10 protein-coding genes and 1 other annotated feature are annotated in these 18194 nt (G+C 45.5%); of the genes, 4 read left to right on the plus strand and 6 right to left on the minus strand.

The genetic code is table 11. From position 1 onward, the window contains the following. Positions 1–2: 2 nt before the first annotated feature. The gene (thrA, locus tag HC752_RS18385; RefSeq protein ID WP_190336636.1) at positions 3–2462 is read right to left on the minus strand and encodes a bifunctional aspartate kinase/homoserine dehydrogenase I; all 2460 of its coding nucleotides are present in this window, start codon (positions 2460–2462) and stop codon (positions 3–5) included. 29 nt (positions 2463–2491) lie between these two features. Then, positions 2492–2613, minus strand: a sequence feature (Thr leader region). Positions 2614–2979: 366 nt separating this feature from the next. Between thrA and HC752_RS18390 the strand changes: the two genes are divergently transcribed. Next, entirely contained in the window at positions 2980–3453 is a 474-nt protein-coding gene (locus HC752_RS18390; RefSeq protein WP_190336637.1) for a ribonuclease regulator, read from the plus strand. Between the two features lie 33 nt (positions 3454–3486). On the opposite strand, the gene HC752_RS18395 is transcribed toward HC752_RS18390, so the two are convergent. Continuing rightward, positions 3487–3972, minus strand: a complete 486-nt coding sequence (locus HC752_RS18395) for a putative 4-hydroxy-4-methyl-2-oxoglutarate aldolase (protein WP_190336638.1) — start codon at positions 3970–3972, stop codon at positions 3487–3489. 851 nt (positions 3973–4823) lie between these two features. On the opposite strand from HC752_RS18395, the gene arcA reads away from it, so the two are divergent. Then, a complete protein-coding gene (gene arcA, locus HC752_RS18400) occupies positions 4824–5540 on the plus strand; it encodes a two-component system response regulator ArcA (RefSeq protein WP_190336639.1) in 717 nt (238 codons plus the stop codon). A gap of 77 nt (positions 5541–5617) precedes the next feature. Here arcA and HC752_RS18405 read toward each other — a convergent pair whose 3' ends face one another. The 4 genes from HC752_RS18405 to HC752_RS18420 form a co-directional block, all read right to left on the minus strand. Beyond that, complete coding sequence (locus tag HC752_RS18405; protein WP_190336640.1) at positions 5618–6076, minus strand: hypothetical protein; 459 nt, start codon at positions 6074–6076, stop codon at positions 5618–5620. A 1-nt stretch (position 6077) separates the two neighbouring features. Further along, positions 6078–8435: an aerobic respiration two-component sensor histidine kinase ArcB gene (arcB, locus tag HC752_RS18410; protein ID WP_190336641.1), complete on the minus strand. Its 2358-nt coding sequence runs from the start codon at positions 8433–8435 to the stop codon at positions 6078–6080. A gap of 257 nt (positions 8436–8692) precedes the next feature. Next, entirely contained in the window at positions 8693–10426 is a 1734-nt protein-coding gene (locus HC752_RS18415; RefSeq protein WP_190336642.1) for a diguanylate cyclase domain-containing protein, read from the minus strand. 69 nt (positions 10427–10495) lie between these two features. Beyond that, a complete protein-coding gene (locus HC752_RS18420; RefSeq protein WP_190336643.1) occupies positions 10496–11434 on the minus strand; it encodes a TIGR01212 family radical SAM protein in 939 nt (312 codons plus the stop codon). Positions 11435–12015: 581 nt separating this feature from the next. On the opposite strand from HC752_RS18420, the gene gltB reads away from it, so the two are divergent. Beyond that, positions 12016–16557: a glutamate synthase large subunit gene (gltB, locus tag HC752_RS18425; protein ID WP_190336644.1), complete on the plus strand. Its 4542-nt coding sequence runs from the start codon at positions 12016–12018 to the stop codon at positions 16555–16557. Continuing rightward, on the plus strand, positions 16557–18026 hold the full coding sequence (locus HC752_RS18430; RefSeq protein ID WP_190336645.1) for a glutamate synthase subunit beta: 1470 nt from the start codon (positions 16557–16559) through the stop codon (positions 18024–18026). Before gltB ends, HC752_RS18430 begins: the two co-directional genes overlap by 1 nt. The last annotated feature ends 168 nt before the right edge of the window (positions 18027–18194 follow it).

The following is an 18194-nucleotide window of genomic DNA, read 5'->3' on the forward strand; positions in this document are numbered from 1 at the left end:
TTTTATACTCCTAATTTCCAGCCTAGCGTACGCATGACATCCGCAAACACACCGGCTGCGGTTACTTCTGTACCCGCACCATACCCACGAAGCACCAACGGAATCGGCTGATAATAGCGGCTGTAGAATGCCAAGGCATTTTCACCGTCTTTAATCTTGAACATCGGATCGTTTTCATCCACTGCGGCAATACTCACCTTGCAACTTCCATTCAAGATTTCGCCTACGTAACGCAGTACTTTCCCTTCATCCGCCGCTTTCTTCGAGAGTTCACTGAAGTATGCATCCGCTTCTGGCAGCCTGGCCATAAACTCTTCCACACTGCCGCTGTCATCAAAACCTGGAGGTAACGCAGCCTCAACCACGACATCATCCAACTCCAGCCCAAAGCCAGCTTCACGCGCCAAAATAAGAAGCTTACGAGCCACATCCATACCAGACAGGTCGTCGCGAGGATCCGGCTCGGTGAACCCATTGTCTTTTGCAATATTCGTTGCTTGACTTAATGTCATACCTTCATCCAGCTTACCAAAAATGTAAGACAGCGAACCGGAAAGTATGCCGTTAAATTTCTCCAATTCATCACCAGCAGCGATCAGGTTTTGTAGGTTTTCAATAACCGGGAGCCCTGCCCCTACCGTCGTCTCGTACATAAGCTTACGGCGAGAAGAACGAGCCACATCACGCAGTTGATGGTAGTAAGCCATGCTTGCGGTATTCGCTTTTTTATTGGGCGTCACCACGTGGAAACCTGCGGCGAGGAAATCCGCGTATTGGTTCGCAATATCTTCACTCGATGTGCAATCAACCAGTACTGGGTTGATGATGTGGTTACGCTGAACCAACGCAATGAGGCGAGCAAGACTCAACTCTTCTGTCGCGTGTGTCATACGATCACGCCAATGATCCAGAGGTAAGCCCTTGCTGTCTAGAAGTAAGCCTTTGCTGTTTGCTAATCCGCAAACACGAATCACGATGCCTTTGTCTGCCAATTTGGCTTGTTGACGCTCTATCTGATCGAGTAACTCACCACCTACGCCACCGACACCAACTACAAATACATCTAAGAAGTGCTTCGAGTTGAACAGGTTTTCATGACACGCTTTGATGGCTTCCGAAACTTTATCTTCAGGAATCACAGCGGAAATCGCACGCTCAGAAGACCCCTGAGCAATCGCAACAACGTTCACATTCACTTCCGTTAAAGAGGCAAAGAAACGTGATGCTACGCCGCGGGATGTGCGCATACCATCACCTACAAGCGTAACAATGGCTACATCGTTCATGAACTCAACTGGCTCAAGTAAACCGTCTTTCAATTCCAGTTCAAACTCGTCACTCAGTACTTGCTCTGCGTTGGCTTTATCGGCTTGCTCTATACAGAAGCTGATGCTGTATTCCGATGAGGATTGCGTGATCAAAACAATGGAAATGCCTGCTGATGACATCGCACTGAAAACGCGGCTAGCCATACCAACCATGCCTTTCATGCCAGGACCCGATACATTCACCATGGTTAGCTTATTCAAGGTCGTGATGCCTTTGATGGCAAGATTATCTTCACCCGTATCTTGCCCAATGAGCGTACCCGCGCCTTGGGGATTAAAGCTGTTTTTGATCAAACAAGGAATGTGAAATTGCGCGATAGGTGCAATCGTCTTGGGATGCAGAACCGATGCACCAAAGTAGGAAAGCTCCATCGCTTCTTGATAGCTCAGAGACTTGAGTAGGCGAGCATCATCAACCAAACGAGGGTCGCAGTTGTATACGCCATCAACGTCAGTCCAAATTTCGCAACACTCAGCCCGTAAACATGCGGCCAAAACAGCCGCCGAGTAATCAGAACCATTACGCCCAAGAGTGACCAATTCACCTTTAGCGTTACCCGCAGTAAAGCCAGGCATGATGTAGACATGATCCTTGGGAAGGGGATTGGTTCGGAAATTCTGCGTAGACACTTCCACATCGACCATCGCTTCAAGGTGATCTCCTTTGGCGACGAGGTATTCAACAGGATCGATGAGAAAAGATGGGTGACCTTTTGCTTCCAATACTGCTTTCATTAACTGAATTGAAATTCGCTCACCTTTACTGATGATGCGAGCGTTCACGTTATTCGGACACATACCCAACAGGTTGATGCCGTGAACATATTGCTTCAATTGACTTAATGAAGTGTTTAGCTGATTAGAAAAATCTGCACTCGCAAGATCGGGCAAATGTTTTTTAACGTCATCGAACAAAGCTTGCAAAGAAGATTCCAATTCTGCTATTTGCAAATTTGCCTCACCGTTACGCAACGCTCCCTCAATAACAGACACTAACTTGTTGGTGGTCTTCCCTGGCGCTGAAAGCACGACAGCAACTTGCTCTTGCTTTGCATTATTTGCAATGATGTCCGCCGCCCTTAAAAAGCGATCTGCGTCCGCTAACGACGATCCACCAAATTTTAAAACTCGCATCCCTTCCTCCGGTATATTTTAAACCTGCATAAAAAAAGGCCTGTATCTCGTGGGATACAGGCCTTTTTTTGAAATTTCTTTCGCTTACCAGCCTACCCCAACAATTCGAATGTCGGTAATAATAATGGTGGTGGTCATTGTTAAGCGATGATTAAGCATGAATATATTTTTATCTTACTGTGAACGTGTGTTTGCTTAGGTTTACGTTTACCGATTTTCTGTATCAGAGTCAATGAAAAGATTGTTTTTTTTGCTTTTTACTCGACCCAATGAAAACTGAAACTTAGAATATTCCACAATAAAAACGTTGATAATCAATTTATTGTTGGACAGAATCCGGAATCTTCTCTCTTTACTAATAGAAATGACGTATATGTGAGCAAATTATCATTCTTTGACAAAATACAGTGTTTAGGTGAGTATGATCTCATTGTATGATCGATCCTGAAAAAAGATCGTTATCGCTTTACAGATACGCTATATTCACTAAGTAGACTATTCAGCAAGGAGGCACGATATGAAGAAAGCATTTCTCGTAATGAGTCTGCTCGCGATTCCTGCATGCTCTTTCGCTGAAAATCTCCCGCTATTAAATCCTGAAAAACCTTCTTCACACAGTTGGTTTATATCAAGTCAATCCCAATCCAACACACAGTTTGATAGTTGGCAAATAGACAGTGGTTATTCCTACAACCTGTTTGATTCTATTGACTTATATGTAGGGGCGAGCATCACTAGCTCAGAATCGCCGCAGTATAATGGTTTCTTAAGTGGCGTAAATTACACATTTAATGAATCTTTTTCAGTTAACAGTAGTCTTAGAGCATCAAAATCGCACGAAGAGAACAGCACTAACCCACAAGAAAAACTCATCTCAGCCGAGCTGTCTAGCCGATTAAAGTTATCTGAAAACTTGGATATCCACGCGACCTTAGATTATGAAGAGCTTCAGAAAGGTGGCATTGAAGTTGGTTTAGGCTTTCGCTTCTAAATCCAACTCCAACCATTCTAGGTTTGTTCGCGGTTAGTTCACTTTCAATGCTTCTTTAGAAATGACAATCCCATTCCCATCGGAATATAGATAATCCCCTGGTTGAATCATTTGCCCTTGAATGGTAAGACCGACTTGAGTTTCCCCTATGTCTCTTTTCTCGGTTCTAAAAGGACAGGAAGTTAACGCTTTAACGCCTAAGTCTATTTGGGATAACGCACCAACATCTCGAACCGCTCCCCAAATCACCACTCCTTCCCATCGGTTTTTTAAAGCGGTCAGTGCAACTTGGTCTCCCAATAAAGCTCGCTCACTTGATCCATTGCCATCAACAACCAGTACTTTTCCTTTTCCGTTTTCTTTCAGTATTTCTTTCACTTTGGAATTGTCATGAAAACAGCGCACTGTAACAATTTCTCCCCAAAATGCCGATCTTTGTCCAAAATTGAGTAAGGGTAAGTCGAGTAAGGTTAATTGGTCTTCATACTGATCACAGAGATCAGGCAGTAAGTCTTTCATGGTTCCTCCTTGAAATATTCCTGCTTATTTAACTATAAACTGTGATTTTTCTTATGCCACCTGAAGCATTAAATTTCATAAGCAAGTAAAGCTCGCCACAAGTTACCTGTCCGTTTTCTTTAGAAACTCAGGCGCGAAGGCATGGGCTTTTGCCTTTCCTGCAAACTTGACCTTTATTTTCTATCTCTCGTAACACATGCTAAAGACCACTCACCGAACTCCCAAATACATGGCATTTTGATCAAGCGTGGTCTCTAAATCCAAGCCACTTTGTAGTGATATTTCTACAGCATGGCTGGCTTAACGCCCCTCCATAATGGGTATCATCAACTAACAAATTCACGTATTGTTGGGTTGTAATCGCCACTCTAACTGTGAATTTCTTCGCAGATTCCTTTTATGCTTCAGCATGATATTTATTGTATTACAATCAGTTATTACGCAAGAATTGGAAAATCCGATGCTTTACCCCGTGTAACAAAATGTTTCCAAACAGGCTTGTTTTCGAGTGTTATCAATCTGCATAAAAATTTCAACTTTTTATATACATTTACTATCTATTCTTGTTAGTTTTCTTCTATTGATATAAATCAACAAAGTGAATGGAATTGGAATTTGGGCGTTGTTAGCAAGCTGTTAACAATATAAAATCCAGTTCAGCAAATGGCAGAAAGCAAGCATGACATAGGATTTAGTCTTACAAAATCAGGCTTCCAAGGACGGCGTACCGTGTGAAGGTGGTGTTTTTTTGCGTAGTATCGTTTATTATCAAGAACACTTTACCCGCATGTTATTTTCTGCCTAGAATTTATTCTATTAGCACAGTTTTAGTTACAATTTAGGTACCGCCAATGCAAACCCCGCAGATTCTCATCGTTGAAGATGAGCAAGTAACCCGCAATACGCTGAAAAGCATTTTCGAAGCAGAGGGATATGCTGTCTACGAAGCAAGTGATGGTGAAGAGATGCATCGTGTACTTGCTGATAACCAAGTTAATTTGGTTATTATGGATATCAACCTACCGGGTAAAAATGGTCTGTTGCTGGCACGCGAACTCCGCGAGCAAGCAAATGTAGCACTCATGTTCCTGACTGGTCGTGATAACGAAGTGGACAAGATCCTAGGTCTGGAGATAGGTGCTGATGATTACATCACCAAGCCATTTAACCCTAGAGAATTAACGATTCGTGCTCGTAATCTTCTTAACCGCTCTATGAGTAATGGGGTTATGCAAGAAGAGAAACGCAGTGTTGAAAAGTATGAATTTAATGGTTGGGAATTAGACATCAACAGCCGATCTCTTGTTAGCCCTTCTGGTGACAGCTATAAGCTGCCTCGCTCTGAATTCCGTGCTTTGCTTCACTTCTGTGAAAACCCAGGCAAGATTCAAACACGTGCTGATCTTCTGAAGAAGATGACTGGGCGTGAGCTTAAGCCTCATGATCGCACAGTGGATGTCACCATTCGCCGCATTCGTAAGCATTTTGAATCGGTTGCAGACACGCCTGAAATCATCGCTACGATTCATGGTGAAGGTTACCGCTTTTGTGGTGATTTAGACGAGTAAGCCAAAATTCTTCTAGTAAAAAGCCGATGACTCCATCGGCTTTTTTGTATCCGCTCAGCACTTCCGTTCAAGAAGATTTAGTAAACACTGCCCACTTTTACTTGTTCTTGTATTAACCAGTACGTATTTTCAGTATCAGTCAGTTGCAAGCCAACGTCTACATTGTCAGTGCCATTTACTGACATATCCGTATAAAAAGCCACTTCCCAACGGTTGCCACTGTGGTTACGTACATCAATATTCTCCAAAGCGACCCACTGCACCAAGTCGCCCTGCTTTATGATTAAGGCACTCGCATCCAAATCGGCTGGCAAATCCTCACGCCCCTCTAAATAAAGAGCACCGCGAAGCAATCGCCTTTGCTCACCATTAATACTAGGCATTTTGTTTAACCAAAGGTTCGCCGTCATTCGCACAGTGGCGCCAGCTATCGTCTCTTGTGCTGTACTTTTATCCCAAGGCACTTGGTCAGTATCTCTATCTTGCTGCGCGCAACCCGACACAGCCAATACCACCATTAAGACAAGCTTTTTCATTTTATTTTCCTTTTTCGTTGTCTAACCACGCTTTAAGAATGTCGATATCAGATTGATAGCCATTACGAATTTCTTCTACCCAATCGTGTATGTTTTCCCACCAAGCCGCCATCTCTGGTGATTGCGCTTTTTGTGCCACACTTTGGATTCGCTTTAAGCCAATCGAACCCGACGCTCCTTTAATCTTATGCGCTTCAGAAACAATACCTGCTTGATCCTTTGCTGTCATGTTGGAATCCAGCACGTCCATGTAACTAGGCATCATATCTTCAAACAATTTAATGCTGTCAAATACGGGAGCTGTACCCACGATGCCCACGTAAGATTCTAGCATGTCTAGATCTAAGATTTGACTCGTTAACTGTGTATCAGCAGGTGCACTAACTTCTTGTTCTTCCTTGCATTCATTTTCAATATTACTGGAATAAAAATCCGAAAGTGAGAGGGCTTTTTTGATGCCTCTCACGGATAATGGTTTGCTGATGACGTCATCCATTCCGTTTTGGAAATACTCATCTTTATCCTTCAGGACATTGGCGGTCAGAGCGACAAGCGGAGGGAGCTGCTCGTAATGGTCTCTAAAATACGCAGCAACATCGAACCCCGTCATATCAGGTAATTGAATATCCAGTAATACCAGATCGAAGTTATTCGGCTTAAACGAAGCAATGGCTTCTTCCCCCGTCATTGCCACTTCGACACTGTGTCCAAGGCTTTCAAGTAATGAACGAGCAACGGTTACATTCAGCTCGATATCTTCGACCATGAAGATACGTAGATTCCGTTCTGAGTTTGGCTCTATCGCCGACTCTTGCGGATCTATTTCAACGAGCGGTGCGTTTAAGGTGACGGTAAAGGTGCTTCCAAACCCTTCTTCACTTGACGCCACGATATCGCCTCCCATCATAGTGATTAATTGATGGGAAACCGCTAACCCAATGCCTGTTCCGACAGCATGTAAGTTGTCTTTACCCGACTTCACTTGGTAATACATCGCAAAGATTTTCTCTAGCTCGGCTTCAGGAATGCCTATACCTGTGTCTTCAATTTCAATCACTATTTCAGCGTGGTTATCGAATGTTTCCGAACGTACACTCATCACTACCCCACCTTCTTTGGTGAATTTCATGGCGTTGCTGATTAAGTTCCACAGTACTTGGCGAAGACGAGTCGCGTCTACTTCAATACCCGATGGTAAGTCCGTTAGCCTTTCTAAATCGAAACGAAGCCCTTTTTGCTCGGCCATCAAGCTCGACAGGCTTTCAATTTCCAAAACGAACTCGGTAAAATCTAAAGGTTTAGGGAACAACTCCAACTTACGGCGATCAAACTTATCCATATCAATGATGTCGTTGAATATATTACCGAGACTGATCGCAGACACATTGATGGTTTGCATATATTGCCGCTGCTCTTGTGACAGCTTAGTTTCTAGCAGCATTCGGCTTAAACCAACAATACCGTTGAGTGGTGTACGCAGTTCGTGGCTAATTGTGGAAATAAAAGTCGTTTTGTCCTGACTCGCTTTTTCCAAAGCATCTTGGTATTTTTTACGCTCAGTGATGTCGCGACCAAATCCAACCAAACCGAGGTGTTTGCCTTCTTTGCTGTAAAACGGCACTTTTCGTAATTCGAAATACGCTTTTTTGCCGTCAGGGTATTCCAACCATTGCTCATAAGTGAGCGAATTATTGTGTGAAAAAACTTGCTCGTCGGTTTCCACAATTTGCTGCGCCACTTCCTTACTGTACACATCCCAAGGTGTCAGCCCGACCAGATCATGTTCTCGTTTTCCCGTTAAATCTTCCATCGCTCGGTTACAACCAGAAAATTCTCCTTTGGCATTGCGGTAGTAAATCAAGTCGGGGGACGCATCAATAAAAGAACGAAGCAACGCCGTTCTTTCAGCCAATTCCACTTGCGCTTTTTCTCTTTGGAATACTTCATTTTCCATATCAGTGAGCAGTTGCTCACGTGCGACTTCGACTTTTTGTCTTTCTTCGATTTCTAGGTTGAGTTGCAAGATATTTTCTTGGAGTTGTTGATTCAACTCCTGGTCTCGCGATCGCATGTCTTTGAGCTTGGAGACCAGTTTAGAAAGACGCTGGCGAGACTCTTCCAGTTGATCCACCACGACGGAAAGAAAATAGACCGCCCATGGCGTGATCACCAACCCAAAGAAAACAGAACGAACAATATCGATATTGTCGACGGTACCTTGGAGAGCCAGCGTAATCCCGACCTGAACAAAGACAGCGAGAGCAACTAGGGCGAGCGCCAAAAGAATGGAGAAACGCACAATCCCTAATTTGACCAGTAAGTCAACATAGTATTGCGCCAAGTTTTTCATCGGCTTCATGAAAATTCCGTTTAAAATGAGATTGGCAACATGACAGAAACCCGCATTGTATACCCAAGTGACCTCTGTATGGAGGATTCAGAACTATATCTTCTGCGTCAGTTCAAGAAAAAACACAGTCTCATGATGAACCCTTTCCGAGTTCTTTATCGATGAAATGGCGTCGAAGATAGACTCCCAAGAGCAAGGTGGCTTGGGTATGACAACATCCCCAACAAAGTCTTATGGATGCATCACATCCATTAACTAAGTTGAATTCAAACAAATTGAGACTGATTCCGCCCCTTCTGTTTGGCTTTGTACAACGCTTGATCCGCCATAGCGACCAGTTGGCTAGGCACTTCAGTCATCGCAGGAATGCATGACACGATGCCAATACTTAAAGTAATGCGATCGGCAACACCGGAGTGTTCGTGGACAATATTCAATTCATGAACGTGTTGGTGAATACTTTCGGCAACTCGCTTCGCGCCTTCCGATGTCGTATCGGGTAGAATAAACGCAAACTCTTCTCCGCCATATCGAGCAACACAATCAGAGGAACGAGAAAGCACCTTCTCAAAAGTTGAGCCCAGAGCGATAAGAGCGGAGTCGCCCTTTTGGTGACCATAGTTGTCGTTATAGTCTTTAAAATGGTCTACGTCGCACAGCATAACCGTAAGCGGCTTTTGTTGACGGACATGCAAGCGCCATAACAGATCGAGCTGCTCATCGAAACGCCTTCGGTTCGCTACTTTGGTTAACCCATCAATGAAGCTCAGTTTTTCCAGTTCGCGATTCGCCTTTTCCAACTGCTCTTCTACTCGAAAGCGTTCTGATACATCACGAGCCATCACCAACACCCCATTAGTGCCTGATGCGGGGTTACGATAAGGGGCTTTTACTACGTCGTACCATGTAATATCGCCATTGCTGTGTTCAATACGATCGATATAGCGTAATGATGTACCTTCTTGCATCACCCTATCGTCGCTGTCTTTGTAACGCAAATAAACCTTGTGAGAAACCACGTCTTCCACTCGCCTACCAATCAAATCATTGGGTGTCGCTACTCCAAGGGCTTCAACATAAGGCTGATTGCAAGCTTCATAAATTCTATTCTGGTTGAACAAACCAATGGGATCGGGGCTGGCTTCTAAAATCGACTGCAATATGGTGTCACGCTGAGCAAGGGCAATTTCAGTGTCTTTACTGCGCTCCATTTCATCACGCAATATTTGCTGGCTATTATGCCAGTCGGTCACATCAAGGCTAATGCCGATGCTGCCAATCACATCACCACTTTCGTCTGTGAGCATTTTAATGTGCGTTTCTAGCAGGCAGGCATGCCCATCAGAAGACGTGGTCCAGCGCTGCTGGCTGTGTTTGTGCTGGCTAAGCTGTTTCGCACTCTGGGTGCCTTCACTTTCCCTTCCTTTCCAAAAAAGATCGAATGCTCTATTACTGCCCATCAACTCCCCGTTTTTATCGGTGTAAAAAACAGGCTGAGAGATGGAGTCCAGTACTCGCTTTGAAACCAGCAGTTTTTGCTGCTTCTCATCCAGTTCACTCTCGGAGGATTGATACGGAGTTAAGTACAAAATCCAAGCTTTTTTCCTTAGGTAGTGTGTTTTTCGCCCCGATAAGGTGGTTTTCACTTCATGGTGTTGGGAAACGGAAAATCGATAAGAAAGATTTTTGCGCTGGTCATCAAACGCTTCATTTAATAAGTACAAGAGATCCGTTGAAGAAACCGAATTCGGAAAGAGGTATTGCTCCCCAATGCGTCTAATGCCCAACAGTTGAAGAGCTTCGGTATTCGCATCAAGCAATCGACCACTACAGGCATCAATGGCGATCATCGCCGTTGGCGTACTTTGGAGCAACTCATGAAGCTGCCTTTGGTAGTACCATTTCACTCCCATTGCCAGACTGATTCCCACCAATATCGCGAGCATATCGATGCCAAATCCGTGAGTATTATTCCAAAGCCAGTGAACCAATTCTTCCATCGTAATGCCGCTCTTGATTGCCCGCCGAAATTGTACACAAATAGGGGCATGAGCGCTTAACTGAATTGTTTATCGATTGGGCGCAACAAATTCATAAGGCTGATTAAGCCCGCTTCCTTGCGCCCCTGAGGTATCAAGACGACGACCGATTTCCGTCATGGCCAACCACCGCTGTTCACACCACATTGGCGCCAGTAACGTGGGCCTTCTCGCGGTTGCAGACACTCTATGATAGACCACATCCGGTGGTGTCCGGCGGATCATTTCAGACGCAACATCAACGTACATATCGAGCGCTGGGGCAGTGAGCCGTCCAGCCAGCCAGCTTTTTGCCATGATGCTTCCTTCTACAATATGCAAAGGATGGAGCTTAATGCCATCCGTACCAACATCGATGACTTTATCAAGTGTCTCAATGCAGTCCGCTTTATTTTCTCCTGGGAGTCCGACGATAAGATGAGTGCACACTTTTATGCCTAGCTCTCGTGCTTTTTGAGTAATACGTGAGTAACACTCGAAGTCATGTCCTCGGTTTATCCGTTTTAGCGTGTTATTGTTTGCCGTCTGCAACCCCAGCTCCAACCAAATTTCGTACCCTTCTCTCAAGTACTCGGTCAATAATTCCAGCACAGCCTCTGGCACACAATCGGGGCGCGTCCCCACACATAATCCCACAATATCCGCTTGCTCCAGTGCCTCTTCATACATGCTTCGTAATACTTGAACTTCCGCATACGTACTGGTGTACGCTTGGAAATAGGCCAAGTACTTTTTTGCACGGCTTACTTCATCCGCTCTATCAACAAGTTGATCTTTGATGCTTTTTACTTGAGCTTGTTCATCGGCAAACGAAGCAACATTGCAAAAAGTGCAACCTCCTCGACCAATCGTTCCGTCTCGGTTGGGGCAATTAAAGCCACCATGCAGCGTCAGCTTATGGACTTTCTCTCCGTATCTTCGCTGTAAATCTTGCCCCAACGTATTCACCGACTCGTGCAATTGTTTCATGGTTATGAGTTAACACCTCTACAAAAGAATCTTCTTTAAGATCGAAAAACGTGTGTCATATGAACAAAAGAACATCAAACGAGAATCATTCTCATTTATGTAATTTAATTACATAACAGCGAAAATTATCACCAAATTGTAGAAGCACGAAAAATCTGAATTACGGACAAAAATCAATAAAGATGCAGAAAATACAGGATATTTTGCAGATGTTACTGTTTTGTTAACCTAAAATTGCATAAATCAGCCGAAAAAACACACATTCCGCGTTAAGTTTGGATGGAATTTACTATTACAAAAATGTAGGATAGTTACACAAATTGCGTTTTTTTGAGCAATGTCGGTCAATTAAAGAACGCGAATAAATCGGAAGATATCCACACCTACCAACATAAACGTCTGCAAACTAGGCAAACTGCAATGGATATCACCAAGGATTAGTTATCTTCGCTAATTAAATTTCCGCGAAGAACAGAAAGGATTCAGACCATCAACACAGATGGTTTCGATTTCATAATTAAAAGGAACTGGTGCGTTTACGCGAGTAACCCGTGCCCGTAATAAACTGGAAGGAAGTATCTATGGTAGATAGAGAGCAGAAGACACAAGGTCTGTACACTCCTGAATTGGAGCATGACGCTTGTGGTATCGGTTTTGTTGCTCACCTAAAAAACCGTAAATCTCATGATGTAGTGACGCAAGCACTTGATATGCTTGCTCGCATGGAACACCGCGGCGGTCAGGGTTGTGACCCATGCTCGGGTGACGGTGCTGGTATTTTACTGCAGAAGCCACACGAATTCCTGTTGGAAGAAACGGTTAAGCTTGGTATTAAACTGCCTTCTTTTGAAAAATACGGTGCGGGTGTTGTTCTCTTCCCTAAAGATGAGCACAAACGTGCACAATGCCGAGATATTCTTGAGCGTAATGCAAAGCGCTTAGATCTTGAAGTTCTAGGCTACCGCGTTCTTCCTATTGATAACTCCATGATCGGTGCCGATCCTCTCAGCACAGAACCTCAGTTTGAACATGTCTTTATTACTGGTGGTCCGGGCACGACGCCAGAAGAATTAGAACGTAAGCTTTATGTTCTACGAAACTACACTGTGCGCGTATGCCTAGAAAGTATTTCTAACATTGGTGATGATTTCTACATCAACTCGATGTCATACAAAACCATTGTCTATAAAGGGCAACTGACCACAGAGCAAGTACCTCAGTACTTCTTAGATCTGCAGAACCCAGCCATGGTCACCGCACTGGCGTTGGTTCACTCTCGTTTCTCTACCAACACGTTCCCTAGATGGCGCTTAGCGCAACCATTCCGTTACATTGCACACAATGGTGAAATCAACACCGTTCGTGGCAACCTTAACTGGATAAAAGCACGTGAAGCCATTTTAGAATCTGACCTGTTTACTCAGGCAGAAATCGACATGCTGCTGCCGATATGTCAGGAAGGCAGCTCAGATTCAGCCAACTTTGACATGGCACTTGAGCTCCTCGTACTCTCTGGCCGTAGCTTGCCTCATGCTCTCATGATGATGATCCCTGAAGCTTGGCAAGAAAACAAAAATATGGATCCGACGCGCCGTGCATTTTACCAGTACCATGCCAATGTTATGGAACCTTGGGATGGTCCGGCTTCCATTTGTTTCACCGATGGTGTCCAAGTCGGTGCCACACTTGATCGTAACGGCTTACGCCCATCACGCTACACAGTAACGAAAGACGACTTCCTCGTGATGGCCTCTGAGTCTGGCGTGGTTGATATTGAACCAGAAAACGTTGAATTCCGCGGTCGCTTGCAACCTGGTCGTATCTTTGTTGCCGATCTAGAACAGGGTCGCATCATTTCTGATGAAGAAGTGAAAGACGGCATTGCCAACGCGCAACCTTATGAAAAGTGGGTTAAAGAGAATCTGCTTAGCCTTAAGAAACTGCCAGACGCGAGCAACGAATTTAACCAACCTTCTCCAGAGAAATTGCTGCACAAGCAGCAAGCGTTTGGTGTGAGCTCTGAAGAAGTGAACGACATCATTGTTCCAATGGCAAAAGAGGGCAAAGAACCACTCAGCGCCATGGGAGCAGACTGGCCGCTGGCGGTGCTTTCGCACCAATCTCAGCACCTGTCTAACTACTTTAAGCAGCTTTTTGCTCAGGTGACGAACCCACCAATCGATCCGATTCGTGAGCGTATGGTCATGTCTTTAAATACCTACTTAGGTAAAGACCAAAACCTGCTAACAGAAACACCGCTTCACTGCCAGAAGGTGGAGTTGGAATCTCCCGTTTTGTCTAACTCTGAGCTTGAAAAACTGCGTGCTATCGATAACGAACACCTTCAAGCAAAAACACTGGACATCGTCTTTCAAGCGAATGAAGATGCAGGCAAGCTTGAGCGTGCATTAAAACGCATTTGCCAATACGCAGAAGATGCTGTTGTTGATGGCTACTCCATCATCCTACTGACTGACCGAGCGGTAAATTCCAACCACGCGGCGATCCCTGCCATGTTGGCTGTCGGTGCCGTTCATCACCACCTAATCCGTAAAGGCTTGCGTGCCAAGTGTGATATCGTGGTCGAAACAGGTGATGCGCGTGAAACTCACCACTTCGCCACGCTTGTGGGTTATGGTGCCAACGCGGTGAACCCATACCTCGTCGTCGAGACAATGGTAGAGCTACAACGTACCAAAAAACTGGATCCAGAAACCAGCATCAGCGATCTGTTCGAAAATTACCGTAAAGCCATCAATGGCGGTCTGCTTAAGATCTTCTCAAAGATGGGGATCTCGACACTTCAGTCTTACCACGGTGCTCAAATCTTTGAAGCATTGGGAATCAGTAAGTCGGTCGTTGAGAAATACTTCACAGGGACCGTCACTCGTATCGAAGGTTTAACCATCGATGACATTGCCAAGGAAGTATTGGTTCGTCACCGTGTGGGTTACCCAACACGTGAAATCCCAGTTCAAGTACTGGATGTCGGTGGGGTTTATCAGTGGAAACAGCGTGGTGAAAAGCACCTGTTCAACCCAGAAACCATCTCTTTGCTACAACAATCAACTCGAAACAAAGATTTTGATCAGTTCAAGCAATACGCGAAAGCCGTTGATGATCAAGGTGATAACGCAGCCACACTGCGTAGCCAGTTAGATTTCATTAAAAACCCAGCAGGATCAATTCCTCTAGATGAAGTTGAACCCATTGAAAGTATCCTAAAGCGCTTTGCGACAGGGGCAATGTCTTTCGGTTCCATCTCTTACGAAGCGCACTCCACTCTGGCTGTCGCGATGAACCGCATCGGTGCAAAATCAAACTCCGGTGAAGGCGGTGAAGACCCAGCACGTTTTGAGCGCAAGGAAAATGGCGACTGGGAACGTTCGGCGATCAAGCAGGTAGCATCAGGTCGTTTCGGTGTGACGTCATACTACCTAACCAACGCAGACGAACTCCAAATCAAGATGGCTCAGGGTGCGAAACCGGGCGAAGGCGGACAGCTACCAGGTGACAAAGTCGATGATTGGATCGGCGCAACCCGTCACTCCACTCCGGGCGTTGGTCTCATTTCACCACCACCACACCACGATATCTACTCGATCGAGGATCTGGCACAGCTCATTTATGATCTGAAAAATGCCAACCGTAAAGGTCGTGTTAACGTGAAACTGGTTTCTGAAGCCGGTGTGGGTACGATTGCCTCTGGTGTTGCAAAAGCCAAGGCAGACGTTGTGCTTATTGCTGGCTTCGATGGCGGTACGGGTGCTTCTCCAATGTCTTCTATCCGTCACACGGGTCTACCGTGGGAGCTAGGCTTAGCAGAAACACACCAAACACTTCTTAAGAATGGTTTGCGTAACCGAATCGTTGTGCAGTCTGATGGTCAGATGAAAACCCCGCGTGATTTAGCCATTGCCACTCTTCTCGGCGCCGAAGAATGGGGCGTGGCGACAGCCGCTCTCGTTGTCGAAGGCTGTATCATGATGCGTAAGTGTCACAAAAACACTTGCCCAGTGGGTATCGCAACACAAAACAAAACCCTGCGTGAGCGCTTTGATGGTCGCGTAGAAGACGTCGTGACGTTCTTCCAATACATGGCAGAAGGCTTGCGCGAAATCATGGCAGAACTGGGTTTCCGCTCTATTGATGAAATGGTGGGGCAATCTCACAAGTTGAAAGTGCGTGAAAACATCGCCCACTGGAAATACAAAAACTTGGATCTTTCTCCTGTTTTGCACATTGAGCAGGCTCGCAAAGAAGACGGCGTATACAACCAAAAAGAGCAAAACCACAACTTGGAAGACGTACTGGATCGTCAGCTGATTAAACTGGCGCAACCGGCGCTTGAATTTGGTGAACCAGTGAATGCGACACTGCCTATCATCAATACCGATCGAAGCGTTGGCACCATGTTGTCTAACGAGATATCAAAAATCTACAAAGACCAAGGGTTGCCTCAACCAATGAACGTTAAGTTCAACGGTAGTGCTGGCCAGTCGTTTGGCGCATTCCTTGCGAAAGGTGTGAAATTCGAAGTTGAAGGGGATGCGAACGATTACTGGGGTAAAGGCTTATCTGGCGGTACCTTAGTACTTTACCCAGATTCAAGATCCAGCATTGTGGCAGAAGACAACATTGTTGTCGGTAACGTCTGTTTCTATGGTGCAACCTCCGGCGAATCCTACATTCGTGGCTTAGCAGGCGAGCGTTTCTGTGTTCGTAACTCAGGCGCTAAGGTAGTCGTTGAAGGTGTAGGTGATCACGGTTGTGAATACATGACTGGTGGTACCGCCGTTATCCTTGGTGCGACAGGTCGCAACTTTGCGGCAGGCATGAGTGGCGGTGTCGCTTACGTTTGGGATACAGCGGGTGATTTCGAAACCAAGCTGAATGCTGAACTGGTCGATTTAGACCCTATTGAACAAGAAGACAAAGACCTGCTACTCGACATGCTGACTAAGCACGTTGAATTCACAGGAAGTGAAGTTGCTCAGTCTTTCCTTGATAACTTTGAAGCAAGCTTAACCACCATGGTGAAAGTCATGCCGCGCGATTACAAAGCGGTACTTCAAAAGCGTAAAGCGGAAGCAGAACAAAAAGAAGAAGTGGAGGCAGTATAATGGGTAAGCCTACTGGATTTTTAGAGCACGGTCGAGAGTTGCCAAGAAAGCTCGACCCTAGCGTTCGTATTGAAAACAACAAAGAATTTGTGCTGAACGAAGAGTTCGGCACCAAAATCAATACTCAGGCTTCTCGTTGCATGGATTGTGGTGTGCCGTTTTGTCATAGCGGTTGCCCAATTGGCAACATCATTCCTGAATTTAACGATGCGGTCTACCGCGATAGTTGGGAAGAAGCATGGAACATTTTAAGTTCCACCAACAACTTTCCGGAGTTTACTGGTCGTGTCTGTCCAGCGCCCTGTGAAACTGCGTGTGTATTAGGCATTAACCAAGATCCAATCACCATCTGTAACATTGAGAAAACCATCGTTGAAACCGCCTATCGCGAAGGTTATGCCAAGCCCAAAACGCCGCGTTCGCGCACAGGTAAAACCGTCGCGATCATCGGCAGTGGTCCTGCGGGTCTTTCTGCGGCCGAGCAGCTTAATAGCGCCGGACATTTGGTGACCGTATTTGAACGTGATGAAAAGGTAGGCGGTCTACTCCGTTTTGGGATTCCAGACTTCAAACTGAGCATGTCTGTCATTGATCGGAAAATCAATTTGATGGAAAAAGCCGGCGTCAAATTTGTGGTCAATGCGCACATTGGCGTGGACATCAATGCCGTTCAGCTACGGGAAGATTTCGATGTGGTTCTGCTGACAGGCGGCTCCACAGTACCACGCGATCTACCAATTCCGGGACGCGATCTCAAAGGCGTCCATTTTGCGATGGAATTCTTAGGCCAGAACAACCGCCGTGCAAACGACATGGATTTGAAAACCGAAGAAATCCACGCCAAAGACAAACACGTTGTGGTGATCGGTGGTGGTGACACAGGTTCAGACTGTGTAGGAACGTCTAACCGCCATAAAGCGGCGAGCATTACTCAGGTCGAAATCATGCCCATTCCGCCAGAGAAACGTCCTGTCAATATGCCTTGGCCTCAATACCCAATGATCATGCGCACGTCGACTTCTCATGAAGAAGGCTGTGAGCGTCACTGGAATATCCTGACCAAAGAGTTCATCGGTAATGATGATGGTCAGGTCACAGGGCTTCGCATAGCGGACATCGTCTGGAAAGACGCTAAAGCAGGAGAACGCCCAACATTTGAAGAAATCGCTGGCAGTGAGCGTGTGATCCCTTGTGACCAAGCGTTCCTAGCAATGGGTTTCCTACATCCAGAGCCAACCGGTGTGCTTGCTCAGTTGGATATCAAGCTTGATGAACGCGGAAACGTTGCCACACAAGATTTCCAAACCAACCAAAAAGGTGTGTTTGCGGCAGGTGATATGCGCACAGGTCAATCACTCGTGGTTCGTTGTATCAACGAAGGGCGGGAATCTGCTCGCGCGATTGATAAACATTTAATGGGCAACACCCATTTAGAAGCAAAAGCCGATTCTTTGATGCTTTCGAGATAAAAATAGGGAAAACGCCTAAAAATTTTCCCAAACTCCTTCCTGAACTTTGCCAGCAACACTTGTTGCTGGCATTTTTTCTCTTTGTTGTCAATAAAACTGCCAACAACGACAAACTAACTCATTGTTTACATAATAGATAAACGAGGGAAACCACCCAATCTCCCTAGT

This window comes from Vibrio sp. S9_S30 (assembly GCF_014694455.1).
In the GTDB taxonomy this organism is placed as follows: Bacteria; Pseudomonadota; Gammaproteobacteria; order Enterobacterales; family Vibrionaceae; genus Vibrio.

Excerpts from the sequence above, each read along its gene's own strand:
- HC752_RS18395 (WP_190336638.1), bottom strand. The coding sequence starts at position 3,972 with ATGAAAGACTTACTGCCTGATCTCTGTGATCAGTATGAAGACCAATTA.
- arcA (WP_190336639.1), top strand. The coding sequence starts at position 4,824 with ATGCAAACCCCGCAGATTCTCATCGTTGAAGATGAGCAAGTAACCCGC.
- HC752_RS18405 (WP_190336640.1), bottom strand. The coding sequence starts at position 6,076 with ATGAAAAAGCTTGTCTTAATGGTGGTATTGGCTGTGTCGGGTTGCGCG.
- HC752_RS18415 (WP_190336642.1), bottom strand. The coding sequence starts at position 10,426 with ATGGAAGAATTGGTTCACTGGCTTTGGAATAATACTCACGGATTTGGC.
- arcB (WP_190336641.1), bottom strand. The coding sequence starts at position 8,435 with ATGAAGCCGATGAAAAACTTGGCGCAATACTATGTTGACTTACTGGTC.
- thrA (WP_190336636.1), bottom strand. The coding sequence starts at position 2,462 with ATGCGAGTTTTAAAATTTGGTGGATCGTCGTTAGCGGACGCAGATCGC.
- HC752_RS18390 (WP_190336637.1), top strand. The coding sequence starts at position 2,980 with ATGAAGAAAGCATTTCTCGTAATGAGTCTGCTCGCGATTCCTGCATGC.
- HC752_RS18420 (WP_190336643.1), bottom strand. The coding sequence starts at position 11,434 with ATGAAACAATTGCACGAGTCGGTGAATACGTTGGGGCAAGATTTACAG.
- HC752_RS18430 (WP_190336645.1), top strand. The coding sequence starts at position 16,557 with ATGGGTAAGCCTACTGGATTTTTAGAGCACGGTCGAGAGTTGCCAAGA.
- gltB (WP_190336644.1), top strand. The coding sequence starts at position 12,016 with ATGGTAGATAGAGAGCAGAAGACACAAGGTCTGTACACTCCTGAATTG.